General features: G+C 63.3%; 26 protein-coding genes. 13 read left to right on the forward strand and 13 right to left on the reverse strand.

Features of this window, described 5'->3' with window-relative positions:
- Together IVA95_RS07655 and IVA95_RS07660 are read left to right on the forward strand one after the other, a co-directional pair.
- Complete coding sequence (locus IVA95_RS07655) at nucleotides 1-756, forward strand: TlyA family RNA methyltransferase (protein WP_247509950.1); 756 nt, start codon at nucleotides 1-3, stop codon at nucleotides 754-756.
- A complete protein-coding gene (locus IVA95_RS07660) occupies nucleotides 749-1,996 on the forward strand; it encodes a methyltransferase (protein WP_247509951.1) in 1,248 nt (415 codons plus the stop codon). The genes IVA95_RS07655 and IVA95_RS07660 overlap by 8 nt, the downstream gene beginning before the upstream one ends.
- Before the next feature lie 104 nt (nucleotides 1,997-2,100).
- On the opposite strand, the gene IVA95_RS07665 is transcribed toward IVA95_RS07660, so the two are convergent.
- Nucleotides 2,101-2,973, reverse strand: a complete 873-nt coding sequence (locus tag IVA95_RS07665; protein WP_247509952.1) for a DUF1194 domain-containing protein — start codon at nucleotides 2,971-2,973, stop codon at nucleotides 2,101-2,103.
- Nucleotides 2,974-3,413: 440 nt separating this feature from the next.
- Between IVA95_RS07665 and clpS the strand changes: the two genes are divergently transcribed.
- Nucleotides 3,414-3,719 carry an ATP-dependent Clp protease adapter ClpS gene (clpS, locus tag IVA95_RS07670; RefSeq protein WP_028346801.1) on the forward strand — a complete coding sequence of 102 codons (306 nt, stop codon included), beginning with the start codon at nucleotides 3,414-3,416 and terminating at the stop codon, nucleotides 3,717-3,719.
- Between the two features lie 42 nt (nucleotides 3,720-3,761).
- On the opposite strand, the gene IVA95_RS07675 is transcribed toward clpS, so the two are convergent.
- Nucleotides 3,762-4,298 (reverse strand): transposase, encoded by a 537-nt coding sequence (locus IVA95_RS07675; RefSeq protein WP_247509953.1) that lies wholly within the window; start codon nucleotides 4,296-4,298, stop codon nucleotides 3,762-3,764.
- A gap of 97 nt (nucleotides 4,299-4,395) precedes the next feature.
- Entirely contained in the window at nucleotides 4,396-5,580 is a 1,185-nt protein-coding gene (locus tag IVA95_RS07680) for an adenylate/guanylate cyclase domain-containing protein (RefSeq protein WP_247509954.1), read from the reverse strand.
- Between the two features lie 118 nt (nucleotides 5,581-5,698).
- On the opposite strand from IVA95_RS07680, the gene IVA95_RS07685 reads away from it, so the two are divergent.
- The gene (locus IVA95_RS07685) at nucleotides 5,699-7,393 is read left to right on the forward strand and encodes a GMC oxidoreductase (RefSeq protein ID WP_247509955.1); all 1,695 of its coding nucleotides are present in this window, start codon (nucleotides 5,699-5,701) and stop codon (nucleotides 7,391-7,393) included.
- A gap of 14 nt (nucleotides 7,394-7,407) precedes the next feature.
- On the opposite strand, the gene aroC is transcribed toward IVA95_RS07685, so the two are convergent.
- The 3 genes from aroC to fabI form a co-directional block, all read right to left on the reverse strand.
- Nucleotides 7,408-8,496 (reverse strand): chorismate synthase, encoded by a 1,089-nt coding sequence (aroC, locus tag IVA95_RS07690; protein ID WP_247509956.1) that lies wholly within the window; start codon nucleotides 8,494-8,496, stop codon nucleotides 7,408-7,410.
- Nucleotides 8,497-8,680: 184 nt separating this feature from the next.
- The gene (locus IVA95_RS07695; protein ID WP_247509957.1) at nucleotides 8,681-9,280 is read right to left on the reverse strand and encodes a histidine phosphatase family protein; all 600 of its coding nucleotides are present in this window, start codon (nucleotides 9,278-9,280) and stop codon (nucleotides 8,681-8,683) included.
- Between the two features lie 12 nt (nucleotides 9,281-9,292).
- Nucleotides 9,293-10,123 carry an enoyl-ACP reductase FabI gene (gene fabI, locus IVA95_RS07700; RefSeq protein ID WP_247509958.1) on the reverse strand — a complete coding sequence of 277 codons (831 nt, stop codon included), beginning with the start codon at nucleotides 10,121-10,123 and terminating at the stop codon, nucleotides 9,293-9,295.
- Between the two features lie 188 nt (nucleotides 10,124-10,311).
- Between fabI and IVA95_RS07705 the strand changes: the two genes are divergently transcribed.
- Nucleotides 10,312-10,800 carry an RNA polymerase sigma factor gene (locus IVA95_RS07705; protein WP_057843379.1) on the forward strand — a complete coding sequence of 163 codons (489 nt, stop codon included), beginning with the start codon at nucleotides 10,312-10,314 and terminating at the stop codon, nucleotides 10,798-10,800.
- Nucleotides 10,801-10,860: 60 nt separating this feature from the next.
- On the forward strand, nucleotides 10,861-11,634 hold the full coding sequence (locus IVA95_RS07710; protein WP_247509959.1) for an anti-sigma factor: 774 nt from the start codon (nucleotides 10,861-10,863) through the stop codon (nucleotides 11,632-11,634).
- A gap of 311 nt (nucleotides 11,635-11,945) precedes the next feature.
- On the opposite strand, the gene IVA95_RS07715 is transcribed toward IVA95_RS07710, so the two are convergent.
- Together IVA95_RS07715 and IVA95_RS07720 are read right to left on the reverse strand one after the other, a co-directional pair.
- Nucleotides 11,946-12,914, reverse strand: a complete 969-nt coding sequence (locus tag IVA95_RS07715) for a J domain-containing protein (protein WP_247509960.1) — start codon at nucleotides 12,912-12,914, stop codon at nucleotides 11,946-11,948.
- A gap of 126 nt (nucleotides 12,915-13,040) precedes the next feature.
- Nucleotides 13,041-13,448, reverse strand: coding sequence for an RT0821/Lpp0805 family surface protein (locus IVA95_RS07720; RefSeq protein ID WP_247509961.1), 408 nt, complete (start codon nucleotides 13,446-13,448; stop codon nucleotides 13,041-13,043).
- Between the two features lie 122 nt (nucleotides 13,449-13,570).
- Here IVA95_RS07720 and pdxH point away from each other — a divergent pair, with 122 nt between their 5' ends.
- On the forward strand, nucleotides 13,571-14,212 hold the full coding sequence (gene pdxH / locus IVA95_RS07725; protein ID WP_247509962.1) for a pyridoxamine 5'-phosphate oxidase: 642 nt from the start codon (nucleotides 13,571-13,573) through the stop codon (nucleotides 14,210-14,212).
- Nucleotides 14,213-14,389: 177 nt separating this feature from the next.
- Nucleotides 14,390-15,142, forward strand: a complete 753-nt coding sequence (locus tag IVA95_RS07730) for an SDR family oxidoreductase (RefSeq protein WP_247509963.1) — start codon at nucleotides 14,390-14,392, stop codon at nucleotides 15,140-15,142.
- 148 nt (nucleotides 15,143-15,290) lie between these two features.
- On the opposite strand, the gene IVA95_RS07735 is transcribed toward IVA95_RS07730, so the two are convergent.
- Both IVA95_RS07735 and corA read right to left on the reverse strand, forming a co-directional pair.
- Nucleotides 15,291-15,512, reverse strand: coding sequence for a hypothetical protein (locus IVA95_RS07735; RefSeq protein WP_247509964.1), 222 nt, complete (start codon nucleotides 15,510-15,512; stop codon nucleotides 15,291-15,293).
- 131 nt (nucleotides 15,513-15,643) lie between these two features.
- The gene (corA, locus tag IVA95_RS07740; RefSeq protein WP_247509965.1) at nucleotides 15,644-16,621 is read right to left on the reverse strand and encodes a magnesium/cobalt transporter CorA; all 978 of its coding nucleotides are present in this window, start codon (nucleotides 16,619-16,621) and stop codon (nucleotides 15,644-15,646) included.
- 338 nt (nucleotides 16,622-16,959) lie between these two features.
- On the opposite strand from corA, the gene IVA95_RS07745 reads away from it, so the two are divergent.
- Nucleotides 16,960-17,646, forward strand: a complete 687-nt coding sequence (locus IVA95_RS07745) for a L,D-transpeptidase (protein ID WP_213251474.1) — start codon at nucleotides 16,960-16,962, stop codon at nucleotides 17,644-17,646.
- 28 nt (nucleotides 17,647-17,674) lie between these two features.
- Here IVA95_RS07745 and IVA95_RS07750 read toward each other — a convergent pair whose 3' ends face one another.
- Entirely contained in the window at nucleotides 17,675-18,796 is a 1,122-nt protein-coding gene (locus tag IVA95_RS07750; protein WP_247509966.1) for an extensin family protein, read from the reverse strand.
- Nucleotides 18,797-18,880: 84 nt separating this feature from the next.
- Here IVA95_RS07750 and IVA95_RS07755 point away from each other — a divergent pair, with 84 nt between their 5' ends.
- A complete protein-coding gene (locus IVA95_RS07755; protein WP_247509967.1) occupies nucleotides 18,881-20,509 on the forward strand; it encodes a fatty-acid--CoA ligase in 1,629 nt (542 codons plus the stop codon).
- Nucleotides 20,510-20,600: 91 nt separating this feature from the next.
- Here the strand turns inward: IVA95_RS07755 and IVA95_RS07760 are convergent, their stop codons facing one another.
- Entirely contained in the window at nucleotides 20,601-21,491 is an 891-nt protein-coding gene (locus IVA95_RS07760) for an AraC family transcriptional regulator (RefSeq protein ID WP_247509968.1), read from the reverse strand.
- Nucleotides 21,492-21,694: 203 nt separating this feature from the next.
- Here IVA95_RS07760 and IVA95_RS07765 point away from each other — a divergent pair, with 203 nt between their 5' ends.
- The gene (locus IVA95_RS07765) at nucleotides 21,695-22,810 is read left to right on the forward strand and encodes an aldo/keto reductase (RefSeq protein ID WP_247509969.1); all 1,116 of its coding nucleotides are present in this window, start codon (nucleotides 21,695-21,697) and stop codon (nucleotides 22,808-22,810) included.
- Between the two features lie 116 nt (nucleotides 22,811-22,926).
- Complete coding sequence (locus IVA95_RS07770; RefSeq protein WP_247509970.1) at nucleotides 22,927-23,592, forward strand: formylglycine-generating enzyme family protein; 666 nt, start codon at nucleotides 22,927-22,929, stop codon at nucleotides 23,590-23,592.
- 154 nt (nucleotides 23,593-23,746) lie between these two features.
- Here IVA95_RS07770 and IVA95_RS07775 read toward each other — a convergent pair whose 3' ends face one another.
- Nucleotides 23,747-24,775 carry a hypothetical protein gene (locus IVA95_RS07775; protein WP_247509971.1) on the reverse strand — a complete coding sequence of 343 codons (1,029 nt, stop codon included), beginning with the start codon at nucleotides 24,773-24,775 and terminating at the stop codon, nucleotides 23,747-23,749.
- Between the two features lie 657 nt (nucleotides 24,776-25,432).
- Here IVA95_RS07775 and IVA95_RS07780 point away from each other — a divergent pair.
- Nucleotides 25,433-26,284: a DUF1499 domain-containing protein gene (locus IVA95_RS07780; RefSeq protein ID WP_247509972.1), complete on the forward strand. Its 852-nt coding sequence runs from the start codon at nucleotides 25,433-25,435 to the stop codon at nucleotides 26,282-26,284.
- Nucleotides 26,285-26,294: the final 10 nt, after the last annotated feature.

The following is a 26,294-nucleotide window of genomic DNA, read 5'->3' on the forward strand; positions in this document are numbered from 1 at the left end:
TTGGCTGACAAGAGCGACAGCGAAACCTCTCCCCGCAAGCGCGTGGACGTGCTTCTAGTCGAGCGCGGCCTGTTCGAAAGCCGCGCCCGCGCACGCGCCGCGATCGAGGCCGGTGGCGTGACGGCCGACGGCAGGCCGGTGCTGAAGGCATCGGACATGATCGCCGCCAATGCCGAATTGTCCGCCCAGCCCGCGCACCCCTACGTCTCACGCGGCGGCGTCAAGCTCGCCGGCGCCTTGGAGCACTATCCGATCGAGATCGAGGGTCATGTCTGCCTCGACGTCGGCGCCTCCACCGGCGGCTTCACCGAGGTGCTGCTGGCGAACGGTGCGAGCCTCGTCTTTGCCATCGATGTCGGGCGCGGCCAGTTGCATCCCTCACTGCAGAGCCATCCCAGAGTCGTGTCGATGGAAGAAACCGACATTCGGCAGTTCGAGGGCAAGCGCCTGCCTGCCCGGCCGGATGTCGTCGTCATCGACGTCAGCTTCATTTCGTTGAAGGCGGTGCTGCCGGTGGCGCTGTCGCTGGCCGCAGCCCCGACGCATCTGCTCGCGCTGATCAAGCCGCAGTTCGAGGCGGAACGAAAGCACTCCAAGCACGGCATCATCCGCAACGCGATGGTGCATCAGGCGATCTGCGACGACATCTCGGCATTCGCCGCCTCGCTCGGCTGCACCGACATCCAAGTGTTTCCGTCGTCGATCAAAGGCGGCGACGGCAATATCGAGTTCTTCATGGGCGCGCGCCGTGGCTGATAGCGAACGCCTCGTCATCGACCATGTCGGCCATCACGGCGACGGCGTCGCCATATCAGGCGGCGGCAACATCTATGTGCCGTACACGCTCGGCGGCGAAACAATAGAGGCCGGTCCGGTTCCAGGCCACCATCCCGACCGCCGGCGATTGCTCAAGATCGAGGCTGCAAGCGCGGAGCGGATCGCACCGTTTTGCCCGCATTTCGGCGTTTGCGGCGGTTGCGCGATCCAGCACTGGGACGTCGAAGCCTATCGCGCCTGGAAGCGCGAGCTCATCGTGACGACGCTTTCGCAGGCGGGAATCGATTGCGATGTCGCAGCCCTCGTCGACGCCCATGGCGCGGGCCGCCGGCGCATCACCCTGCACGGCCGAATCGGAACGCATGGCGTGCTCAAGGTCGGCTATGCAGCAGCGGGTTCGCACGACATCATTCCGATCGACCGCTGCCCGATCCTCGATCCGCAATTGAGTGGCGCGATCGAGGCCGCCTGGGCCATCGCCGAGCCGTTGATGGCGATGGGCAAGCCGCTCGACATCCAGATCACCGCGACCAATAGCGGCCTCGACCTCGATGTGCGCGGCTCCGGGCCGGTATCGTCAGCCGTGGTCGCGCGGCTGTCGCGCATCGCCGAACAACACCGGCTGGCCCGCCTGACGCGCCATGGCGAGCTGGTGCTGATGCGAACGCCGCCTATCGTTTCGATGGGCACCGCACAGGTCACGCTGCCGCCCGGCTCATTCCTGCAGGCCACAGTGGCGGGCGAGGAAGCGCTGGCGGCGCTCGTCTTCGAACATTGCAAGCGCGCCAAACATATCGCCGACCTGTTCTGCGGGGTCGGTCCCTTTGCGCTGCGGCTTGCGGCGAAAGCGAAGGTCGCCGCCTTCGACAGCGACACGGCTGCGGTCGCGGCCTTGCAGAAGGCTGCGACGTCCACCTCAGGACTGAAGCCGGTCAAGGCCGAGCCGCGCGACCTGTTTCGCCGTCCGCTGATGCCGCAGGAATTGCGCGACTACGACACCGTGGTGTTCGATCCCCCACGGCAGGGCGCGCAAGCACAGGTGACGCAGATCGCGGCGAGCAGAGTGCCGACGGTGGTTGCGGTCTCGTGCAACGTCACGACATTCGCGCGTGATGCGAAAATTTTGATCGACGGCGGTTTTAAAATAGAACGCGTCACGCCGGTCGACCAGTTCCGCCACACGCCGCATGTGGAATTAGTGGCGAGATTTAAAAGGTGAACTCGTAGCCCGTAGCCCGGATGGAGCGCAGCGCAATCCGGGGGTGGTGCAGATGGCGACCATGTTCCCGGATTTCGCGTCGCTCCATCCGGGCTACGAAACAATCACCGCCCCCACCGGTCCTGCCAGATCTTCTCGCCTATCATGCAATTGACGCGCGGCTCCCTGCCCGCTGCGGGCACCACCGGGCGTTCGGGCGTGCGGCCGGCGATCTCGAGCAGCAGCTTGGTGCGGATCGCTTCCTTGAACTTGTCGCGTTCCTTGATCGTCACCACGAACGAGCCGGGGCCGCCGATGACGCAGTCCTCGTAATAGAAATCGAGATTGTCGATATCCATGGTGGAGTAAGACGGTTCCTTCACCATGATTGGCAGGCCATTGATGACGATGCCCTTTTCCAACGCGGCATCGCGCGCGATGAGGACCGGCGCGCCGTTGTTGTTCGGGCCATCGCCCGAGATGTCGATCACCCGCCGCAAACCGCGATGCGGGCTTTCGTCGAACAGCGGCATTGCGAAGTTGATCGCACCCGAAATCGAAGTGCGCGATGCCCGGCGGATCGGGGTCTTGACGATCTCGTTTGCGACGGCGTCGGCCGTCTCGGGTCCGTCGATCACCCGCCACGGGATGATAATCTTCTGGTCGGTTGATGCCGCCCACTCGAAATAGGTGATCGCGATCCTGCCGTTCGGCCCGCTCTTGAGTGCCTGCAAAAATTCCTTGGAGACGATCGCCTGCGCGTAGCCCTCCCGCTGCAGCGCCAGTTCATCCATGTCCATTGAGTAGGAGACGTCGACGGCAAGGACGAGTTCGACGTCGACGGTCGGATTGGCGTCCTTGTCGGCCAGTTGGCGGCTGTGGGCGTTCAATTGGTGGTCCGGGCGGTTCGTTGGGTTCGGCGCGGCAACACCTGCCACGTCGCCGCCCGCGAGTACGCCGGCTACAAGCACGACCCCGATCGAGACATACCAGCGCATTGCGGCCCTCCCGTCGAACGACAGCAATGGTGACATGCAAAGCTGTCGACGCAAAGCGCTGAAATCATTTATCCTTCACATTCGGGTTAGGATCAGGCTTCCTCCACAGCCCGCGTGCCGGCAGGTTCCATCCCGCGGCTCGCCAGCCGGTATCAGATTTTGAACGATTAGAACGCCAGGCGCGACAGATGCGACGCGGCCGCTACGAAGGGCCGCATTGGTAACGATCATGGTTACGCCCCCAGCCGCGAGCGATGGCAGCCCTGAGAGCTGAAACTCTCGGCAAACGCCCAGTTTCAGGACCGGCCCGGAGCCTGTAAACTGATCAAGACGGCCGTCAGCCGCGGCGATCGGACCATGGCGCAGCGCCTGGCGGATTGCCGCGCCAACTGAGCACTGCCGGACCGTCCGAGTTCGTTCGCTTCGGGACTTAGCTGGAAGTGGCAGATACCGTCGTCACGCCAAAAACCAAGGTCAAAACCAAGGTCGAACGGCCGCGCCTGCACAAGGTCATCCTGATCAATGACGACTACACGCCGCGCGAATTCGTCGTCACGGTGCTGAAGGCCGAATTCCGCATGACCGAGGACCAGGCCCATAAGGTGATGATAACGGCGCACCGTCGGGGCGTCTGCGTCGTCGCCGTGTTCACCAAGGACGTTGCCGAGACCAAGGCCACCCGCGCCACGGACGCCGGCCGCGCCAAGGGCTATCCGCTCCTGTTCACGACAGAGCCGGAGGAGTAGCGCGCCCGGCCGTAGCCCGGATGGAGCGAAGCGAAATCCGGGTCAGTCTTTCCGCTCACCGAAATTGATCGTATCGGTACTCCCGTCGCCGCCCCACTCTGGAGTCAGAATACCTGCGCGGACATAGCGATGCAGCGAGGAGAACGGCCAGTCGCACGGCGACGTCACTAGCTGATGCTTGACGGGATTAAAATGCACGTAGTCGGCGCAGCGCTCGAAATCCCGCTCATCACGTATGGTGTGCTCCCAAAAGCGTTTCTGCCAGAGAGAGTATTCTCCGCGATGGTCGCGCGAAATTTGAGCGCCTGTCGCGATGACGCTTCGCGTAAAGCTTCCCTTGATCCGTCGCCACCTATCCGAAAAGTCCGAGTCGCCGGGCGGCAAAGTTAGTATTGCATGTAAGTGGTCCGGGAGAATGACGATGGCCTCGGTCACAAAAGGCCGTTCGCTCCTCACTTTCCGAAATGCCGCGCGCAGCAACGCGACATGATCAATCAGCGCGGATGATCTTCGATCATCCAGCGTGACTGTGAAGAAGAACGTCCCGCCGGGGACAAAGTTGCGCCGATAGTGGACCACAATGCCATTCTACCCCGGATTGCGCTTCGCTCCATCCGGGCTACAGGGATCACGCAGAGCCGCAAGCGTAGCACGCTCCATCCGGGCTACGGATTCCTTAGGCCGCCGATTTTTCGTCGGCCAGGCCGTAGACGCGTGCCGCCTTTGAGAAACCGGCAACCGGAAACTCGCCCAGCTCGCTCCAGCCGCCGCGGCAAATTCCGGCAAAGCCTTCGGAGGCGACGACGGTGCGGCCGAGCTGGCTGGCGATCTTTTCCAGCCGCGCGGCGAGATTGACCGCGGGGCCGATGCAGGTGAAGTCGAGCCGATTGCCGCCGCCGATATTGCCGTAAAGAATTCGCCCGACATGCAGGGCAAGGCCGAAGCGAAAACGTTCGATCGTGTCTCCAATCGGATAATTCAGCTCGGCCACGCTGGCGCGGGATTCGTGGGCGGCCTCCACCACATGCGAGCAGACCTTCTGCTCGTCGCCGACATATTCGTCGATCGGAAATACCGCGAGCAGCCCGTCACCCATGTATTTGAGCACGTCGCCGCCATGCTTCTTGATCGCCGCGACCTGGCAATCGAAATAGCGGTTCAGGATGTCCACGACGGCCTCGGCCGGCAGCCGGTCCGACAGCGCCGTGAAGCCACGCAGATCGGACAGCCAGATCGCGGCATTCATCGTCTCGGTGTGGCCGCGTCTGATCTGCCCGCCGAGAATCCGCTCGCCGGCACGGTTGCCGACATAGGTATCCAAGAGGTTCGCGGCCATGCGGCGCCAGTTGATGATCTCTATGACCCGCGACAGCGGCGTGTTCAGCCCACGCAAGGCCGCCAACTGCTCATCGGTGAAACCGCCTGATTGCTTCGTGGTCCAGCTTGAGGCGTGAATGGTTCCGTCGGTAAAAAACAGCGGCAGCGCGATGTAATCGGTGACGCCTTCGGCGCGCAGCTCCTCGACGATCGGGAAGCGCGCGCTCTGCGGGTCGTCCGCACGGGCCCGGACTTCCTGTCCCTGCTGGAATACGATGATGATGGGGCTGTTGTGAAAATCCGGTGAATCCAGAATCTTGTGATCGACCGTGCCGACCTCGACCTCGGCGCCCGGCTTCCAGATGAAACTGCGGCCGTAAATGTCGGGATGCAGGGTTCGAACGAAGACGCCGACACGCCAAAGCGGCAGGCCCGCCGCGACCATCCGTTCGCAGGTCTCGGCCATGAAGCTCTTGGGGCTGGCCGCGGATCTCCCGCCGTCGATCAGCCAGTCAGTCAGCTTCTGCAGTTCGGAGGCGTTCATGCGCAGGTATTTGCCGCGCAACTGCAGCGCGCGTCAAGCGCGCTCGCAACGACAGCCGGCGTGACCCGGCGACGGCGCTGCGCTAGCTTTACGGTGCAAAACAAGAGGAAACGTCAAAGTGTACGACACTATCATCGTCGGCGGCGGATCAGCGGGCACGGTCATGGCCCACCGGCTCTCCGCCAGGAGCGCCAACAAGGTCCTGCTCTGTGAAGCAGGCCAGGACACGCCGCCCGGCAACGAGCCGCCCGAGATCCGCGACAGCTACTCGGGACTGGCATATTTCGATCCGCGCTTCCATTGGACCGAACTCAAGGTCACAACCCAGGTCGTCAGCCATAACAACCCCGATGAGAGCCGACCGCCGTTGCGCAAGTATGAGCAGGCGCGCGTGCTGGGTGGCGGATCCTCCATCAATGGCCAGATGGCAAACCGCGGTGCGCCGACCGACTACGCGGAGTGGGAGGCCCGCGGCGCCGCAGGCTGGAACTGGAAGGACGTGCTGCCCTATTTCAAGAAGGTCGAGCGCGACCTCGATTTCGACGGGCCGTTCCACGGCAAGGACGGGCGTATCCCCGTCCGCCGCATTCCGCACCAGCACTGGACGCGGCACTCGCAAGCGATGGGCGAGGCCTGCAAACTCGCCGGTTTTGCGTTCCTGCCCGACCAGAATGGCGAGTTCGTCGATGGCTACTTCCCGGTGACACACTCCAACCAGGACGAACAACGCGTCTCGGCCGCGATGGGCTATCTCGATCGCGAGACGCGCAAGCGCGCCAACCTGACCATATCGACCAACACAGAGGTCAAGGAGCTGCTGTTCGAGGGCACGCAATGCGTCGGCGTGAAGGCGCTGGTCGATGGCCGGGAACAGGAGTTCCGCGGTCGCGAGGTCATCCTCTCCTGCGGTGCGATCCATTCACCGGCGCATCTGTTGCGGGCCGGCATTGGACCGGTCGGGCATCTGAAGGAGATGGGCATTCCGGTCCTGATGGGCCTTGCGGGCGTCGGCCAGGGGCTGATGGATCATCCCTCGATCGCGTTGTCGTCCTATGTCCGTCGTGGCGCGCGCATGAACGAGCACACCAGGCGCCACATCCAGATGGGGCTGCGCTATTCCTCGGGGCTTCCGGGCACACCAGCCGGCGACATGTTCGTGGCCGTTCTCACCAAGTCGGCCTGGCATTCGGTCGGCGAGCAGATCGCCTCGCTGCTCACCTTCGTCAACAAGACCTACTCGGAGACCGGGCAGGTCAAACTCGCCTCGCGCGACCCGCGCGCAGAACCGATGGTCGAGTTCAACCTGTTGTCCGACAGGCGCGATCTCGATCGCCTGATGAGCGGCTTTCGCAAGATGGCGGCGCTGCAGATGAGCGCGCCGCTCAAGGCAGTCACCGACAAACCATTCCCGGCCTCGTATTCCGACCGCGTCCGCAAGATCGGCGTCGTCAACACGAAGAACAAGGTTCTCACCGCTATTGCCGCAACGCTGATGGACGGGCCGGCGGCGCTACGCCATTACATAATCGACAACTTCATCGTCGAAGGCTTTACGTTCGAGCAGGTCATGAGCGACGACGAGGCGCTCGAAGCCTTCGTGCGCAAGGCGGCGATCGGCGTGTGGCATGCTTCCTGCTCATGCCGGATGGGCCGGCCGGACGATCCGATGGCGGTCGTCGATACGCAAGGCCGAGTCAAGGGCGTACAGGGATTGCGCGTGGTCGACGCCTCGATCTTCCCGGTGGTGCCGTGCGCCAACACCAATTTCCCGGTCCTGATGGCGGCGGAAAAGATCGCAGATGCCATGCAGTGAAAGAAGCGGGGACCCTACCCGCCGACCTGCCCACGATGGCGCAGGAAATGATCGGCCAGCACGCAGGCCATCATCGCCTCGCCGACCGGCACCGCGCGGATGCCGACGCAGGGGTCGTGGCGCCCCTTGGTCATGATGTCGGTGTCGGCGCCGGCGCGATCCACCGTCTTGCGCGGCGAGAGGATCGACGAGGTTGGCTTCACCGCAAAGCGCACCACCACCGGCTGGCCAGTCGAAATGCCGCCGAGCACACCGCCGGCATGGTTGGACAGAAAGCGTGTGCCGTTATTGCCGGTGCGCATCTCGTCGGCGTTTTCCTCGCCCGACAGTTCCGCGGCGCCGAAGCCGGCGCCGATCTCGACGCCCTTCACCGCGTTGATGCTCATCATGGCCGCCGCCAGATCGGCATCCAGCTTGGCGTAGATTGGCGCGCCCCATCCTGCTGGCACGCCTTCGGCGACCACCTCGATGACCGCGCCGATCGAGGAGCCGCTCTTGCGGATGCCGTCCAGATATTGCTCGAAGAAGGCAGCCTTGTCCTTGTCGGGGCAAAAGAACGGATTGCGCGCGATCTCGTCCCAGTCCCACTTGTCGCGATCTATCTTGTGCGGGCCCATCTGCACCAGCGCGCCGCGCACCTTTACGTCGGGCAGAATTTTGCGCGCGATCGCGCCGGCCGCGACCCGCGTCGCGGTCTCGCGCGCCGACGAGCGGCCACCGCCACGATAATCGCGCAGGCCGTATTTGGCCTCATAGGTGAAGTCGGCATGCCCCGGGCGAAACTTGTCCTTGATCTCTGAATAGTCCTTGGAGCGCTGGTCGGTATTCTCGATCAGAAGCGCGATCGGCGTTCCCGTCGTCACCTGGACGCCGGTTTCGGGATGCGCCATCACCCCGGACAGGACTTTGACCGCGTCCGGCTCCTGGCGCTGGGTGGTGAAGCGCGATTGTCCCGGACGGCGGCGGTCGAGATCGTGCTGGATGTCCTCTGACGTCAGCGGGATCAGCGGCGGACAGCCGTCGACCACACAGCCGATCGCGACCCCGTGGCTTTCGCCGAAGGTCGTGACCCGGAACAGATGGCCGAAGGTGTTGTGGGACATGGCGTGTCGTAACGCGGTGCCGGGCGGCGGTCAAACCCGCAGGCCGTCATTCCGGGATGGTCCGAAGGACCAGACCTCAGGTGTGCAATTGCACACCGGGGAATCGCGAGATTCTCGGGGGCGCAAGGGGCGCACCCTAGTTCGCCCTTGCGCCCCGGAATGACGGTGATCATCAGCCGCCGCCTTAACTATACTTCTTAAGCCCGCCATCGCGGAACACGTAGACCGCGCCCTGCTCGATCACGAGGTCGGCGGCGCTGGCCGGCGTCTCGATGCCGAGCGCCACCATCAGCGCCCGCGCGGTGCCGCCATGGGCCACGGCGACGGTATCCGCGTGCACGGAATCATACCAGTCGCGCATCCGATGCTGCACCTCGGCATAGGTCTCCCCGCCCTCCGGCGCCATCGTCCACTTCGCTGTCAGCCGCTTGGCATAGAGCACGGGGTCGGCGGCCTGCATTTCGGCCAGCGTCGAGCCCTCCCAGACGCCGTAACGGATCTCGCGCAGGCGATCGTCGAGCGCGTATTCGTCCGGCGGGAGTTCTAGGGCACCACGCACCAGTTCCATCGTCGCCCGCGCGCGCGTAAGCGGGCTTGCGACGAACGGCAGCGCGGACTTTTCGCGGCCATCGCGCGCGAGAAGCTCGGCGAGGACATTGCCGGCGTGGGCCGCCTGCTTGCGGCCAAGGTCGTTCAGTGGAATGTCCTGCGCGCCCTGCAGCCTGCCTTCCGCGTTCCACGACGTCTCGCCATGGCGGATGTAGTAGATCACGGGCGCAGCCATCGGACTATCAGGCTATTCCTTAGCTGGCGAATTGGAGAGCGAGATGTCGGGCGCGTCGGGGCGCTTCATGCCGACAACGTGATAGCCGGAATCGACGTGATGAACCTCGCCGGTGACGCCGCGCGACAGGTCCGATAACAGATACAGCGCGCTGTCGCCGACTTCCTCGATGCTCACGGTGCGGCGCAGCGGCGCGTTGTATTCGTTCCACTTCAGAATGTAGCGGAAGTCGCCGATGCCGGACGCCGCCAACGTCTTGATCGGCCCTGCCGAGATCGCGTTGACGCGGATGTTCTTCTCGCCGAGATCGGCGGCGAGATAGCGCACGCTGGCTTCCAGCGCGGCCTTCGCAACCCCCATGACGTTGTAATGCGGCATCCATTTCTCGGCGCCGTAATAGGTCAGCGTCAGGATCGAGCCGCCGTCGGTCATCAGCTTCTCGGCGCGCTGCGTGATCGCAGTCAGCGAATAGCAGGAGATCAGCATGCTCCTCGAGAAATTATCCTGCGTCGTCTCCAGATAGCGGCCGTCGAGTTGGTCCTTGTCGGCGAACGCAATGGCGTGGACCACGAAATCGACCTTGCCCCACTTTTCGCGGAGCACATCGAACGCCGCATCGATCGTCGCGGCATCGGTGACGTCGCAATGGCCCAGCAGGAGCCCGTTCAGCTCCTTGGCCAGAGGTTCGACCCGTTTCTTCAGCGCATCGCCCTGCCAGGTGAGCGCGATTTCCGCGCCTGCGTCGTGGCATGCCTTGGCGATGCCCCAGGCAATCGAGCGGTTGTTGGCAACGCCGAGGATCACCCCGCGCTTGCCCTGCATCAGACCTGATTTTTGCGACATCCGGTTTCCAATCGAGCTCGATATGGGACTTGGAGGTACACCAGCGCTCCAGCGCGGTCGAGCCCAAATCCGCCATTCGGATTAACGCTGTTTCTCATGCGCCTCAATGGCCGGAATAGAGGCCTCGATTGGGTGTTATGTTGAATATGGCGTTCACGCCGGACAACCCTTTTTGTAACCTGGTGCCGATGACCGCGTTTCGTCAAAGTGTCGAAGCCATGATACCGGCGCTCCGCCGCTATGCCCGCGCGCTCGCGCGCGATGCCGATATCGCCGATGACCTGGTGCAGGACACGCTGGTGCGTGCGTTGCGTTCGGAACGGTTGTTTCTCGGTGGCGACGTCAGGAGCTGGCTCTACACGATCCTGACCAACCTCAACAAGAACCGGCGACGGTCGCTGGCGCGGCGGCCGCAATTCATGCCGCTGCTCGACAACAACCCGGACGCCAGCGGGACCGAGGCGGAAGGCCGCGACATCGCGCGCGCGCTTTCGACGCTGGTGGAAGAGCAGCGCTCGGTGCTGCTGCTGGTGATGCTGGAAGGATTGAGCTACCGCGAGGTCGCCGACATCCAGGGCGTGCCGATCGGCACCGTAATGTCGCGGCTTGCCCGCGCACGCGCGCACGTCAAGGCTTCGCTCGAAGGCGAGCGCGCGGCGCTGCGGCGGGTGAAATGATCAAAGCGTGATGGCAGGCGTTATGCATCGACAGGTTTCGAATAGACAGAGACGACGACAATGACCGATCCCAACATCCCCGTCACCGAAGACGAGCTGCATGCTTACGTCGACGACGAGCTGCCGGCGGAACGCCGCGGCGATGTCGAGGCGTGGCTCGCTGCGCATCCCGACGATGCTGCGCGGGTGCGGTCGTGGCGCACGATGGCGGAAGCGCTGCATAGCAGGTACGATTCGGTTGTCGACGAGGCGGTGCCGAAACGGCTCGAGATCGAACGGCTGGTACGACAGCCGCGCAAATGGGTGTACGGCGCGATCGCAGCCGCGCTGGCGGCATTCATCGTCGGCGGCGGCGTCGGCTGGCTAGCGCGCGGCGCTTCCGCTGCGCCCTCGGCGATCCAGAGTTTCACGGCGGAGGCGCTCGATGCGCATCGGCTTTACGTGGTGGAGGTCCGCCATCCCGTCGAAGTGCCTGGCAGCGAACGCGCCCATCTCCAGAAGTGGCTGACCAAGCGCTGCGGTTGGGTCGTCCGCGCGCCCGAATTGACGGCGGTCGGTCTGAAGCTCGTCGGCGGTCGGCTGTTGCCGGGCCCCGCGGGTCCCGCATCCTTCATGATGTACGAGAGCGCATCGGGCGAACGCATTACAATCTACACTGCGAAGTCGGACGCCGAAGCGACGCAGATGCGATATCAGGCGCAAGGCAAGGAGAACTCGCTGTTCTGGGCCGATGACGGCGTTGCCTATGCGGTGGTGTCCAGTGGCATGGACCGTGAGCGGCTGACGCCAATCGCCCAGGCGGTCTACGATCAGCTGGAGAAAAGCGGCGGATAGGCAACATGATGCGGCAGATTGGCAACATCAGGCGGCTTGTCCAAATTCTGACATCGAAAATCTGGAATCAAACCACCAGCGCGTCTCATTAATGCACCGGGTGATCACGCGAAAATGAGTAGCGCTCGATCCGCCGATCGGCGCAAGCGGCCTCGATCGGGGTTTGGTACCGCGCTGGTCCCCCTTTCGAGGCCGCCCCTTTTTCCGGGAAACCCTTTGTTTCCTGGAAAGAAGTGCGCTTTTTGGGAAACTCCTGCTCGGAACCCCGCTCTCCAATTCCACGCAAAATCTGCGCCGCGAACCCGGCCGAATCAGCCGAAATCGCTGCGCGGATTGTACGGGTGGCCATTGCGCCACTTGTGCATCAATGCCTCAAGCTCGCTATCGTTCCCGTCCGGCAAAATAATTCGGGTGGTGACGAACAGATCGCCGGTTTCCCCGGGCTTGGGCAGGCCCTTGCCCTTGAGGCGGAAGGTACGACCGCTCGAGGTATTTTTCGGGATCGAGAGCTCGACCGCGCCACCCAAGGTGGGCACGCGGACCTTGCCGCCCAACACCGCCTCATAGAGCGTGATGGGCAGATCCAGACGCAAATCGCTGCCATCGACCTTAAAGAAGGGATGCGGCGCGATGCTGACCGTAATCAGGAGATCACCCGGCGGGTGGCCCGGCGCGGTTTCGCCCTGACCTTTTAGGCGGATCTGCTGACCGGCGGTGACGCCTGCGGGGATCTTGACGTTGAGCTCCTTGCCAGTCGGCAAACGGACGCGCTTTTCCCCGCCCTTGACCGACTCTTCCAGCGACACCGTCATGGCGACGTTCAGATCGAGATCGAGGCCGATTCCGCCGGTGTCGAATTCAAAGGTGCGGCCGCCGCCGGCACGTCCGCTCCTGGCGGCGCCGCCGAACATGCTGTTGAGGATGTCCTCGAAGCCCGCGCCGCCCATGCCGCCGGGGCCGCCGCCGCTGCGGAAGGTGTAGGATTCGAAACCACCTCCACCGGCTCGGCCGCGTGGGTCGCCGGAAAAGCCGCCACCAGGAAAACCCTGGAAGCGCGGCTTGCCCTCGGCATCGATCTCGCCGCGATCAAACTGCTTGCGCTTGTCTTCGTCGCCGATGATCTCGTTGGCCGCGTTGATCTCGGAAAATCGCGCCGCAGCCTTCGGATCGTTCTTGTTGTTGTCGGGGTGATGCTTCTTGGCGAGCTTGCGGTAGGCACTCTTGATCGCCGTCGCGCTGGCGCCTCGCGGCACCCCCAAGACCTCATAGGGGTCGCGCATCCGTCACGTCTCCTTCACGGGAATTCGGTTCTCTGAAGCTTAGGGCAATTCGCCCGCTTTGGCTTCATCTGGGGAGCCAGTTGCATTTTTGCAACGACCCCTGGGTCGCTCGGAACAGTCGAGCGGCTATCCCCTCGTCCACGGCTTGATCGTATGGATCTCCCATCTACCATGGCCGGCCTTGCAGGCGGCGCCCTGCAGCCATCTTTCTGAGCGGCCGTTGACGTAACTCGCCAGGAAATCCCGGCAGGTGCGCCCGTCTTCCGAGGAATAGGCCTGGGACAGCGGTGTCACCGAGCCGCGCGCGCCGGTCTCGGGATTTTCCCAAGGCTGGCTGGAATCCTTGTCGCCCTTGGTCAGCACGTCGGAGGCGGCGGTGCGGGCAAAGGCGAGATCGCTCTCGGTCGGCACGGGCGGGGCGGCCGGTTGCCTGCCCACTGAACCCGTGACGTCGGCAGGGTTCATCTTGGCGTAGGCATCCGCACGCAACAGGCTGCAGCCGCCCGAGCCGAGACCGATCAAAATCAACGTCATCACAGCGCCCGTCGGCCCGATCGCCGATAGGCCAACGCGTCCCCATGCCCTATATAGGGCGTGCCCGTATCGGGGCTGCAACGCGTTCTGGGACGCGAGGGTACGCAACTGGGACTCCTGACATGACGGATACGACCTCCATCAAACACCCGACACCGTTAACATCGGGTGATTTTACCGCGGCCGAGGAACCGTTTGCGCTGTTCGCCGAGTGGTTTGCGGAAGCCGTGAAGTCCGAGCCGAACGATCCCAACGCGATGGCGCTGGCGACCGTCGATTCCGACGGGCTACCCGATGTCCGGATGGTGCTGATGAAGGGCTATGATGCCGATGGTTTCGTGTTCTACAGCCACATCGCCAGCCAGAAGGGCCGCGAACTCGCCGCAAATCCTAAGGCGGCTTTACTATTTCACTGGAAGTCGCTGCGCCGTCAGGTGCGCATCCGCGGCAGCGTGACGCCGGTTACGGACCAGGAAGCCGATGCTTATTTCGCGACGCGTCCGAAGCAGGCGCAGATCGGCGCCTGGGCCAGCAAGCAGTCGCAGCCGCTGGAGAGCCGCTTCGCCTTCGAGCAGGCGATCGCCAAGGTCGCGGCCCGATACATGATCGGCGAAGTGCCGCGCCCGCCCGGCTGGAGCGGCTGGCGCATTGCGCCCCAGTGTTTCGAATTCTGGCACGATCGCCCGTTCCGCCTGCACGACCGCATCGAATTCCGCCGCGATGCGCCGACACAAGCCTGGAGCAAGGTGCGGCTCTATCCCTAAACCCAAAAGCGTGATGGCCAGGCCAAAGCGAAGCGCGACTTCGTGTAGGATATCCCCGCCATCCACGTTCCTCCTGTGATCAGGGAAGACGTGGATGCCCGGGAGCGCAGACAAGTCTACGTAGTTGCGCACGGCAGACTACTATGCCCGTGCATGACGGAGAACGAGAGAACCTAAATGCCCTCTTCATCCAACGCGCCGCGGCGCACGTTGCTCCTGACTGGTGCCAGCCGCGGCATCGGCCATGCCACCGCGATCCGGTTCTCCTCGGCCGGCTGGCGCGTCATCACCTGTTCGCGGCATGCCTTCCCGGAAGTCTGCCCGTGGGGCGCGGGCCCGGAGGATCACATCGAGGTCGACCTCGGCAGCCACGATGACACCGTGCGCGCGATTTCCGAGATTCGCAGGCGGCTGGAGAACGACGAGCTGCACGCGCTGGTGAACAACGCGGCAATCTCGCCGAAGGCGCCGGACGGCGGGCGGCTCGGCACCATGAACACCGACGTCGAAACCTGGAACCTCGTCTTTCACGTCAACTTCTTCGCGCCAATCATGATCGCGCGCGGACTGCTCGAGGAGTTGAAGCACGCCAGGGGCGCGGTGGTGAACGTCACCTCGATCGCGGGCTCGCGCGTGCACCCATTCGCGGGCGCGGCCTATGCGACCTCGAAGGCCGCACTCGCGGCGCTGACGCGCGAGATGGCGTTCGATTTCGGCCGCGTCGGCGTCCGCGTCAACGCGATCGCGCCCGGCGAGATCGACACCTCGATCCTGTCGCCCGGCACCGAGAAGATCGTCGAGCAGCAGATTCCGATGCATCGCCTCGGCACGCCGGACGAGGTCGCCAAAATCATCTACGTGTTGTGTACGGAAACCAGTTCGTATGTGAACGGCGCCGAGATCCACATCAACGGCGGCCAGCATGTTTAGTGCGTGGATGATCGCAACGCTTCAACCCTCATGGTGAGGAGGCGCGCTAGCTAGCGCCGTCTCGAACCACGAGGCCCGTGGCCCATCCTTCGAGACGCGCGCAAGAGCGCGCTCCTCAGGATGAGGTTGACGTTTGCGGATACGATATTCACTCCGCGCAAAACTTCCGCTGCGCAGTGCGCAGAGCAGTCGCCTCAGCGACGTTTAACGTGCTCGAACACTCGTCCTCGTTCTCGCCGTCCGCCAGCACAGCACCGCAGTGCCGGCAAAGCCGCGTCGAGAACGCCTGCGCCTTGCCAACGCTGCGGCCCTGCTGATAGCGGGCCAGATCGATGACGTTGCGTGGCGACATTATGAGTTTCTCAACCATGGGATCCTCGCGGCCTGAGAGACACGTTATCGCAGACAAGTTTCGACCATTCGTTCAGTCCACCGCTCAAATTTTAGCGGTGGGATTGAGGCCGATCTTTCGCACATCGGGAACCGCGGGGAACCGCCGATCTACAACCACTTCTTCCATCTGAAGAACAGGTACGGCAGCACTGCTGCCATGAGCATCATGATGAGCGCCATCGGATAGCCGTGCGCCCATTCGAGTTCCGGCATCACCTTGAAGTTCATCCCGTAGACCGAGGCAATCAGCGTCGGCGGCATCAGCACCACCGCCATCACCGAGAACAGCTTGATGATGTTGTTCTGCTCGAGATTGACGACACCGAGCATGGCATCGAGCGTGAAGGTGATCTTGTTGGACAGATAGGAGGCGTGGTCGGTCAGAGAGACGACGTCGCGCTGCATGGTCTTGAGCTGCTCGCGCATGTCCTTGGACCATTTGGCGCCTTCCACCACCGCCGACAGGAAGGTGACGACGCGGCCGATCGACACCAGGCTTTCGCGGATCTTGGAGACCAGATCCCCCTTGCGCCCGATCGCGATCAGGATCTGCGAGTATCGCTTGGCCTGGCCATGCCGTGCGCTTTCGGGCTCGAAGATGTCATGCGAGACTTGGTCGACCTCGGCGCCGGCGCGCTCCAGAATGTCGGCGCAGCGGTCGATCACCGCGTCGAGCAGTTCCATCAGTACCATTTCGCCCGATATCCCCGGCATGCAGGAGCGCGCCAGCTTGTGCTCGACGAGAGCAAACGGCTTCGGTTCGTCGTAGCGCACGGTCACCAGGCGGTGACCGGCGAGAATGAAGGTGACGGCCGTGGTCTTCGGCATGTCGGTGTCGGATTGGCACATCAGCGTCGCGGTCATGTAGCGGGCGCTGTTCTCGATGTAGAGCCGGCTGGAAATCTCGATTTCCTGCATGTCTTCCCGGGTCGGCACCGCGATCCCGGCCAGCCGTTCCACCGCGCGGTCCTCCTCGCCCGTCGGGTTCAACAGATCGATCCAGACCGCATTGTCCGGCAATGCCGTCACGTCCACGGCCGGGAGCTTCTTCAGGGCAGATTCGGAGGGAACAAACACCGAAAACATGGGCAACTCCGGAACGGGTGGAAATCCCACCCAGCGGCACTAAACCCGATTCTGGCAAGCGCTTCATGACCCGCGCATTAACCGGCGGTCGATATTTGCGGCAGCGGGGTGGCGGCGGCGCGGCCGCGATTTGGCCCCGCGCCATCCCTGCCCAGAAATCAACCGGAAGTCGCAAAATTTGCGGCATAAAAGCCACAGCTAGCCTTCCGCAGCGCACGATGGACATGCAAATGCTGGCATATCAGCCGGCTTTTGCGGATAATGAGATTAATGGAATCGTCGCGTTTGAGGCGCAAGATTGCGGCTTGCGAACGCCAGACTTTCGATTGGAAGTAGTCATGTCGCTCAAAGTAATGTTGGGGTTGCTCGCCGCTGGCCTTGCGTTGTCCGGCTGTATGCCGGCAACCACCTATCAGGCCGCCCCTGAAGCCACCCTAAAGCCGAACGACAAGGCCCAGCTCGCGAAAGCACGTTACGCTGCGGTTAAGCCGCCCGAGCCGTTCCGCCGCGCCATCGTGGACTATCACCGCAAGGAATTGCCCGGCACGATCGTCGTCGATTCCGATAACCATTACCTCTATCTGGTGCAGGATGGCGGCAAGGCGATCCGCTACGGCGTGACCGTGGGCGAGGAAGCCCTCGCATTCTCCGGCATCGCGCGCGTCGGCAACATGGCGGAATGGCCGAAATGGACGCCGACCGCCGACATTCACAAGCGTATCGAAGGCCTGCCGGCCTCAGTGCCCGGTGGCGTCGACAATCCGCTCGGCGCCCGCGCGCTTTATCTTTACCAGGGCAACCGCGACACACTGTTCCGCATCCACGGCACCAACCAGCCGGAATATATCGGCGCCTCGATCTCGTCGGGCTGCATCCGCATGACCAACGAGGACGTCATCGACCTCTACAGCCGGGTGAAGACGGGCACGATGGTCGTCGTGCTCGAGCCCAAGCAGGGTGACTCGCCGTTCAATTCCAAGATGGCGCTGCAGGGCGGCGGCAACAGCGGTCCGATGGCGCAATAACCTGAAGCGGCCAGACCGTATTCGAAGATCAAGAGCGCCGGTTTTGCCGGCGCTTTTTCGTTGCGGGCTTCTTCTCCTCGCGCGGCGGCTCGGCCTCATGCGATTTCTCGGCGTTGGATTTTTCGGCTTCAGGCTCGGCATCGGGCTTGGCAGCATCCCGCTTGGCTTCGTCCGGCTTGGCGGCGACCTCGCGCGGCGGCGCTTCCTCGGGCCGCTCTGCCGGCAATAGCGGCGCCTTCTGCGGCAGCGGATCCCATACATCCCACTGACAGATCCGATAATTGTTGCGTCGTTCCATCAGGTCGAGATGGATATGATCCTCGTGGTACCAGTCCGAGCCCGGACCGAGCACCGTCGAGAACCGCGCGCAGGCGGAATGCAGCACGGTCTCGCGCAATTCCCGCGGCACGGTGCGATCAGTCAGCGAGATCGTACGGCCATTGGCGAGTTTGAAGGCGCGCACGTCGAGCGCGTTGGCGCGGCCATGTTCGGAGAGCTGCGCGCCGACGATGCGGTTACGGCCGCGGCACTCGAACGAGGCGAAATTATCGAGATCGGAGACGGCGCTGCCGAGCCGCTCCGCCAGTGGCGCGATGTCTTTGCGGATCCAGTCGGCGAGCGCGGACGCCATGGGACAACGCAGGATCGCAACGGGCTTCACCGACACGCGCCGCTTGTCCGGGAGCACGATCGCTTCCAGCCGCACCAAGTCCTCGCCCCCGCAGCCGCCGTTGCCGCGAATGTCGGGCATACTGGGAGCGATGGCCACTTCGTCCGTCAACGCAAGCCGGCACGCCGAGGGTTGCGGCGTGGGCTGCGGTGCGGGCGCGGCCTGCTCTTTGGCCTTGTCTTTCTCAGGCGACGCCTGCTCCTTCTCGGGCGGCCGTTCAGGCTCGGCAGACGGCGCCTCGGCAGGACGCGGCTTCGGCAGCGGCACGGCCGCGCGGCGCGCCTTTGCCCGGGCACGCGGTTGAAATTCCCTGAACAGGTCATCCCACGGCGCGGCGCGTGACGCTTTCGCCGCCCAGGCCGGCTCGACTGGCATGCCAATCAACAGCGCCGCCGCGGCGACGGTAACCATTGCCGCTGCAATGCGGCCAAAGGCGCCATTAGCCCATTTTCGGCTTGCTTTCTGCGCGGTAAAGTTCATTTCAATTCCATGAACTTAACGCCGATCCGCCGGCAATGTTCGCGGATCGTGCGGCAATAAACAAACCATCGGAGGAAAGTGCGTATGCTCGGATTGATGCAAGATTGGCCTTTGCTTTGCCATCGGATTATCGAACACGCGGCGAAGTATCACGGCACGCAAGAGGTCGTCACGCGGTCGGTCGAAGGTCCCATTCATCGCACCAATTACGCCCAAATACATGCACGCGCGCTGAAAGTATCGCAACGGCTCGACCGCGACGGCATCAAGCTCGGTGACCGTGTCGCCACCATCGCCTGGAACACCTGGCGCCATCTCGAATGCTGGTATGGCATCATGGGAATCGGCGCGATTTGCCACACCGTCAATCCGCGGCTGTTCCCCGACCAGATCGCCTGGATCATCAACCACGCGCAGGACCGCGTGGTGATCACCGATACCACCTTCGTGCCGATCCTGGAAAAGATCGCGGCCAACCTGCCGAGCGTCGAGCGCTACATCGTTCTGACCGACAAGGCACATATGCCGCAGACCACGCTGAAGAATGCGGTCGCCTATGAGGATTGGATTGCGGAAGCGGACGGCAAGTTCACGTGGAAGGACTTTGACGAGAATACCGCGGCCGCGATGTGCTACACCTCGGGCACCACGGGCGACCCCAAAGGGGTGTTGTATTCGCACCGTTCCAACGTGCTGCATGCGCTGATGGCCAACAACGTCGACGCTCTCGGCACCAGCGCCGCCGAGACCATGCTGCCGGTGGTGCCGTTGTTCCATGCCAATAGCTGGGGCATCGCGTTCTCCGCGCCTTCGATGGGCACCAAGCTCGTCATGCCCGGTCCCAAGCTCGACGGCGCTTCGGTCTTCGAGCTTCTCGAGACCGAGAAGGTCACGCACACCGCCGGTGTGCCGACGGTGTGGCTGATGCTGCTCAACCACATGGCGGCCAACAATCTGAAGCTGCCCCATCTGAAGAGCGTGGTGTGCGGCGGCTCGGCGATGCCGCGCTCGATGATCAAGGCGTTCGTCGACATGGGTATTCGCGTGCGCCACGCCTGGGGCATGACCGAGATGAGCCCGATCGGCACCGTGGCAGCCTTGAAGCCGCCGTTTGCCGAACTCACCGGCGAGGAGCGGCTCGACATCCTGCAGACCCAGGGCTACCCGCCGTTCGGCGTCGAGATGAAGATCACCGACGATTCCGGCAAGGAACTGCCGTGGGACGGCAAGACTTTTGGCCGCCTCAAGGTCGCCGGCCCTGCGGTCGCCAAGGCCTACTTTAAGGTCGATACCGACATCCTCGACGAGGAAGGCTATTTCGATACAGGTGACGTCGCCACCATCGACCAACACGGCTACATGCGGATCACCGACCGCTCCAAGGACGTCATCAAGTCCGGCGGCGAATGGATCTCATCGATCGACCTCGAAAACCTCGCGGTCGGCCATCCCGCGGTCGCGGAAGCCGCTGTGATCGGCGTCTACCATCCCAAATGGGACGAACGTCCGCTGCTGATCGTGCAACTCAAGGCCGGCCAGCAGGCAAGCCGCGAGGACATCCTGAAATTCATGGATGGCAAAATCGCGAAATGGTGGATGCCCGACGACGTCGTCTTCGTCGACGGCATCCCGCACACCGCAACCGGCAAGATCCTGAAGACCGCGCTACGCGAGCAGTTCAAGAGCTACCGCTTCCCGAACGCGGCGGCCTGACGCAAATCTGTCCCTCCCGTGCCGGGAGGGACAGCCTCAGGTGACGCTGATCGCACCACTGGCACGCTGGTTGTCCGTCGAGAAATTCTTGTCAGAGATGGAACGAGCGTCGATATTGGGATGGGCTCTGGCCGGTCACCGAGCGGAAGACGCGTGCAAAATGCGCGGGACTGAGAAAGCCGACGCGCAGCGCCATCTGCGCGACCGAGAGCTTGCTGCTTGCAAGCAGCTGCTTTGCCATCGCGACGCGCCGCCCATGAATGAACTCCAGCGGCGTCTGTCCCGTCGTTGCCCTGAATGCGCGATGGAAATGGCCTTCCGACAGCTGGGCAAGATCAGCGAGATCGGCAACCCGAATTGTCGCGCTCAAATGCGCGTCGATGAATTCGGTAACGCGCCGCAACCGCCACGCCGGCAGTCTAATCGACGTATCCTTCATTCTCGCACCACCGTATCGGCGTGCAAGGTACAGAATGAGGGCGAGGCTCATCGTGTCGCAATAGATCGTGTCTAGGCCGCCTTCCAGCGCGTCAAGCCGCTCGAACTCCGCCAGCATGTTCCAGACGAAGCTGTCTTCCGAACCCGACAGCGGGCCCAGCGCCTCGATCGATGCGCGCGCTGTCGCCGAAAGCTTTGCCGGATCGAGTGCGATGGCTGCCCACCGCCATTCCACATTGTGCAGCCGAAGCCGTCGCTCGCAGCCAGCCGGGAGAAATGAGACAGTAGACGGTAAATCGGGGCCGTCATAGCGATGCCCGCCATCAGCCGAAATTTCATGCCGCTCGGCGCCGCCGGACAGGGTCGCCATAATGAGGTGATTTGGCGACAGGATGCGTCCCTCGACGACGGATGTCATCGGCCGGTGCGCGGTTTCGAATGCACCGCTCGTCCATTGGGTGCGCCGCCAGCCATCCGGCCGGGAACTTAACCGATCGATTGTCGACGCGCCTTCAGACGCATCTTCAACAGCATCACGTTGCATGGCGACTTCCTGGGTACAGACATTCCCGAACAGATATACAATTCCCAGAGCCTCAATTCGTTACCAAGCGGAAATGGAACTGGTCGTCGCGTCAGGATCAATCAGGTCGGATCAGGAACCCGCGCGACAAATCGAGTTAAAGATCATTTCTATCGGCAGGCGACCCTGCCGATTGCAGCAGGGCGCATCAACGGAGATGTGCCATGGATAAGACACGTCAAGACTCCCCGCTTACGACCGATCGCCGCCGTTTTCTGGGCGCCGCCACAGCAATGGGCGCTATCGCCGCGACAGCCGTGCACGAAACGGCACTTCGCGTTTCAACCGCCAATGCGCAGGCGCCTGCAAGCGGTGCACGGACGCCTGCAGCGGGATCAATACTGAACCGAACGATCGGCCGCACCAATGAAAGCCTTCCGGCGCTCGGGCTGGGCACATTTCTGACCTTCGACCTGCTGCCGGGCCGCAATCGCGACGCGCTGCGCGAAGTCACCAAGAGGTATGTCGATGCGGGCGTCCGGGTGGTCGATACGTCCCCTCTTTACGGTACAAGCGAGGTCAGCGTCGGCGCATTTCTCAGCGCAATGGGCGTGACGGATCAGATGTTCATCAGCAACAAGATCTGGTCGACCGGCGACTACCTGGCCGACGAAAGTCACGCGTTAGCCAGCATGGAGCAGTCGAGGCTGCGGCTGTGGCGCGACAAGATAGACCTGTTCCACTGCCATAGCCTGGTCAATGTCGACGCGATCGTGCCGCTGCTCCGCGCATGGAAGAAAGAGGGCAGGATTCGCTATGTCGGCGCCTCCGTCCACGAGAACGACTACCATCACATCCTTGCAGCCTTGATCGACAAGGACCTGGTCGATTTCATCCAGGTCAACTATTCGATTTTCAATCGCAATGCCGAAGAGCACATCCTTCGCGCGGCGATGGATAAGGGCATTGGCGTGTTGACAAACATGCCGCTGGAAAAAGGCCGCTTGCACAAGATCGTCGAAGGCCGGCCGCTGCCCGATTTCGCTCGCGACATCGGTGCGGAGAACTGGTCGCAGTTCTTCATCAAATGGGCAATGGGCCATCCGGCGGTGACGACCGTTCTTGCCGCGACATCGAACCCGGATCACGCAGCCGAGAATGTCGGCGCGCTGCGCGGACCTCAGCCTGATCAATCCATGCGGCAGCGGATGATGCGGCACATGGAAACCATTGCCGGCTTCACCAATCTGGCTTCGATGCAATGGTATCCTGACAAGCAGAGCATGTACCAGGGCGTCATTCGTCGTTCGCAGGCGGCATTGCGGCAGCGCATGAGTTAAGCGATGAGCGGCAGGCGCGCTGGGTTTGGTGTTCCTGCCATTCCTCACAATGATGCGGCGAGACAAGGAGTAACTCGCACATGAAATGGCATTGGATCGCATTTCCATGCGGGTTGATGGCGATAGCCAGCATTGCATTCGCCGAATCTGGCGGACGCGAGAATCTGGGCAAGTTTGCCATCGAGCGGACCGAAGTCACGATCGGCCAGTTTCGGAAATTCGCTGCCAAGAGGGCTCTGAAGACCGCGGCCGAACAGGCGGGGGGTGGGCATGAATTCGAGGGCGGCTGGATCCGTCGCGTCGGCTGGACATGGTCAACGCCGTTCGGACAGCCGGGCGGCGACGATGAGCCGGCTGTGCATGTGTCGTGGAGCGAAGCTCGTGACTACTGCTCCGCCATTGGCGGACGCTTGCCTACGCTGGAAGAATGGGAGCACGCCGCCTACACCGAAACGCGCGCCAATCCTACCGATGAATTTGTAAGGGGACGCACCTATCCTTATCCTGCTGGCGACAGGCCTGATGGCATGAACACATCCGGGAACGATCGCTGGCCGCGCCACGCAGCGGTCGGCACCACCAAGCGAGGTATCAACGGACTCTATGATATGGGTGGCAATGTCTGGGAGTGGCTTGCGGATCGCCGCGGCGACGAAGCCCTCACGGCTGGCGGGTCGTGGTGGTACGGTGCGGACAAGACACAATCGTCAGCCATACAGTGGAAACCGGCCGACTTCTTCGCCGTTTATATCGGGTTTCGCTGCGCTTACGGTCCTCAATAGCTCCGAGGATTGCGCTTCCCTGCCATCAGCGAAGTCGGCTTGAAGCCCCGTTGATCGTTAGCGCAAGCCTTCCCGCCCTTGTCCGGCAGAACGGCGCGGGTGATGGCTGCCCGGACTTCCGGCCTGCGCGGCCATGAACTGCGCCGCGTCGAAATCAGCGCGAGAGCGCCAGCGCGTCGAGCTGTCGCTGCGCGTCAGGTTCACCCCATTCCTTTGCCCGCTGATACCAGAGGCGGGCCTGCGCGACGTCCGCCAGCGGGCCATCGGCGCCCATCTGCCTGAGCCGCGCCGGATCGTAGGTGGTGCCGAGGAGCAGCGCGGCGCGCGCATCCCGCGCTTCCGCTCCACGCATCAGCAACAGCCGCGCCGACTGCACGTCGCCGGCGGCGAGCAGGTCCTGCCCGCGTTTGATCAGAGTAGCGATCTCCTTCGGATCGAGGCTGCGCACGACCTCCGCCTGCTGCCGCACGGCCGGCATCGGCGGCGCGGCTGCGGCCATGGCAACCGGCGGCGGTGCGGCGACCGGCGCTGCAGAAACCGGCGCTGCAGCAACCGGGGCCGGCGCGACAACCGGCCGCGCAGCGATGGTTGGCAGGGGCGTCCAGGTCAGCCGCGTGGAGGTGCCGGTGAGCGCGACGCCATTGCCGTCACGCAGCTCCGCCGTCACCAGCATCTGGCCGGTGAAGCCATCCGGCGGAATGACCGAAACACCGGAAATTTCCGTCGCCGGCACGCGCCACTCGCTCGGACCGACACGCTTGCCGGACGTCAGCCGTGCGCCGGCAGTCAGTCCATTGATGGATACGAACGCGTCGGGCGGCGGAGCGCCGACGTGAATTCCGAGCGGCACCGGATCGTTGGTGAACCCGCTGCCGTCCTGTACGGCCAAGGTCGCCGTACGCCTCGCTGGCTGCGGCTGCGGTGCCGGAAGCACCGACGATTTCACCGACTGCCAGGCAGCCGAAAGCGACGCATTATCCTGGTTGGCGGGCCGCTGCGAAGACGGAATGGCCATGACGAGAAGCATCGCGATGCTTGCCGCAATCGCCACGGCGATCGAGAAGCGGATGACCTGCTGAAACAGCGCGCGCCGTCCCGACAGGTCGCGGAGCACGGACGGCGCTTCGACCGGCGCGTTGTCCCTCGCCTCCTGCATGGCCTGGGCCACGGCTTTGGTGAACATTTCGGAATCCTGGCGGCGTGCGGGCTTGCTGAAGGGCTGCAAGGGCGGTCCTTCCGTCGGCATTCGCGGACGCCAGCCATCGTCATTCTGCATAAGCATCGTGCCCGGTTGATCGCTGCTCGTTCGTTCCCTCAGCTCACGCGGCGCATAATATGCCGGATCGTTCGGGCCGACATATCCTTCGTGCTTTGCATCACTCATACTGAACACTCGCCCCCATGGGGCCTTCCGCCAGCCCCGCGGACGTATGCCGATTGCGCCCCAGGCGATCCTAGAACTCCGGGGGCGCAACCGCAATTTTTTTGCGGCTCCGCCCGGCAACAAAGACCGTGAGTTGAGATCATCCCGCAGCGCTTCCGGCTGACGCCCGCCGTTTCCCCTTTGGCTGGCGCTCGCCGGTGCCCGTGCAGGACAGTCCCGTGTTGCGGCAAATACGACAACCTGGCGGCGAGAGGTAGACGAAAGTTGGACCAACTTCAATCTACAACTAATAATCAATTTACATGGATGGTTAACCCGTCAGGTTGCTGCACGCAGCGCATTGTCCGATTAGTATCGCCTGCAAACTTGAAATTCGCGCCACGCCGTGGTCTCAAGCTTGCGAGTTTGCAGCCGGTCCGCCGGCCAGACAGATTTCAAAACCCGGCAGATTCACCGATGGCCCGAAGGTTTTCCGCTCCCTACCAGTCGGAGCCCGTGTCCAGCCTCGCCACCTGGTCACGCAACCTCGCCATTTTCGCCGTGGTCGCGGTGATCGTTTCCATTCTCATCGTCCGCTTCGGCTTTCTGGAGGTGAAGCCGGCACTGGCGACATTCTTCGGCGCGCTCGGTTTGGCCGTGCTTTCGATCCTGGTCGGCCTCGCCGCCTTTGCCGCGATCTGGCAGAACGGGTCGCGCGGCATGGGCCGGATCCTGCTGGCGTTCCTGATCAACGCGCTCCTGCTTGCCTACCCGACCTACCTCGCCCTGCAATACAGCAAGCTGCCGCCGATCCACGACATCACTACCGATCCGATCGATCCGCCGCGCTTCGAGGCGCTGGCGCGGCTGCGCAGCGGCGAAGGCGCCAACTCCGCGGTCTATGCCGGCCTCTATTCGGCCGAGCAGCAGCGGATCGCCTATCCCGACATCGAGACCGTGGAACTCGAAGTCCCCCCGCAGCGGGCTTATGAAGTGACGCTGGGGCTGGTCACCAAGCGCAAATGGCTTGTGATCGACGAACGTCCGCCGCAGCCGCCGCGCCGCATCGGTCGCATCGAGGCGGTGGCGCGAACGCCGATCATGGGATTCCGCGAGGACATCTCGATCCGTATCACGCCCGATGGCGAGGATTCGCGGGTCGATATCCGCTCCTCCTCGCGCTATTTCGAAAGCGACCTCGGCAGCAACGCCGCCCGCGTCTCAAAGCTGATCGAGGACATCAACGCGGCCGTCGACAACGCCAAACCCGCGGCGCCGAAGAAGCCGCAGGCGCCGGCCAAGGCGCAGGCAAAGAATGTCAAGAAGTGACGCGCGAAAG

Source organism: Bradyrhizobium sp. 157 (assembly GCF_023073815.1).
Classification (GTDB): domain Bacteria; phylum Pseudomonadota; class Alphaproteobacteria; order Rhizobiales; family Xanthobacteraceae; genus Bradyrhizobium.

Coding starts and splice junctions, on each gene's coding strand:
- IVA95_RS07745 (WP_213251474.1), top strand. CDS start 16,960: ATGTCGCTCAAAGTAATGTTGGGGTTGCTCGCCGCTGGCCTTGCGTTG.
- IVA95_RS07780 (WP_247509972.1), top strand. CDS start 25,433: ATGGCCCGAAGGTTTTCCGCTCCCTACCAGTCGGAGCCCGTGTCCAGC.
- IVA95_RS07760 (WP_247509968.1), bottom strand. CDS start 21,491: ATGCAACGTGATGCTGTTGAAGATGCGTCTGAAGGCGCGTCGACAATC.
- IVA95_RS07710 (WP_247509959.1), top strand. CDS start 10,861: ATGACCGATCCCAACATCCCCGTCACCGAAGACGAGCTGCATGCTTAC.
- IVA95_RS07765 (WP_247509969.1), top strand. CDS start 21,695: ATGGATAAGACACGTCAAGACTCCCCGCTTACGACCGATCGCCGCCGT.
- IVA95_RS07755 (WP_247509967.1), top strand. CDS start 18,881: ATGCTCGGATTGATGCAAGATTGGCCTTTGCTTTGCCATCGGATTATC.
- IVA95_RS07665 (WP_247509952.1), bottom strand. CDS start 2,973: ATGCGCTGGTATGTCTCGATCGGGGTCGTGCTTGTAGCCGGCGTACTC.
- IVA95_RS07730 (WP_247509963.1), top strand. CDS start 14,390: ATGCCCTCTTCATCCAACGCGCCGCGGCGCACGTTGCTCCTGACTGGT.
- IVA95_RS07680 (WP_247509954.1), bottom strand. CDS start 5,580: ATGAACGCCTCCGAACTGCAGAAGCTGACTGACTGGCTGATCGACGGC.
- IVA95_RS07750 (WP_247509966.1), bottom strand. CDS start 18,796: ATGAACTTTACCGCGCAGAAAGCAAGCCGAAAATGGGCTAATGGCGCC.
- fabI (WP_247509958.1), bottom strand. CDS start 10,123: ATGTCGCAAAAATCAGGTCTGATGCAGGGCAAGCGCGGGGTGATCCTC.
- aroC (WP_247509956.1), bottom strand. CDS start 8,496: ATGTCCCACAACACCTTCGGCCATCTGTTCCGGGTCACGACCTTCGGC.
- IVA95_RS07735 (WP_247509964.1), bottom strand. CDS start 15,512: ATGGTTGAGAAACTCATAATGTCGCCACGCAACGTCATCGATCTGGCC.
- corA (WP_247509965.1), bottom strand. CDS start 16,621: ATGTTTTCGGTGTTTGTTCCCTCCGAATCTGCCCTGAAGAAGCTCCCG.
- IVA95_RS07695 (WP_247509957.1), bottom strand. CDS start 9,280: ATGGCTGCGCCCGTGATCTACTACATCCGCCATGGCGAGACGTCGTGG.
- pdxH (WP_247509962.1), top strand. CDS start 13,571: ATGACGGATACGACCTCCATCAAACACCCGACACCGTTAACATCGGGT.
- IVA95_RS07720 (WP_247509961.1), bottom strand. CDS start 13,448: ATGACGTTGATTTTGATCGGTCTCGGCTCGGGCGGCTGCAGCCTGTTG.
- IVA95_RS07705 (WP_057843379.1), top strand. CDS start 10,312: ATGACCGCGTTTCGTCAAAGTGTCGAAGCCATGATACCGGCGCTCCGC.
- IVA95_RS07775 (WP_247509971.1), bottom strand. CDS start 24,775: ATGTTCACCAAAGCCGTGGCCCAGGCCATGCAGGAGGCGAGGGACAAC.
- IVA95_RS07715 (WP_247509960.1), bottom strand. CDS start 12,914: ATGCGCGACCCCTATGAGGTCTTGGGGGTGCCGCGAGGCGCCAGCGCG.
- IVA95_RS07770 (WP_247509970.1), top strand. CDS start 22,927: ATGGCGATAGCCAGCATTGCATTCGCCGAATCTGGCGGACGCGAGAAT.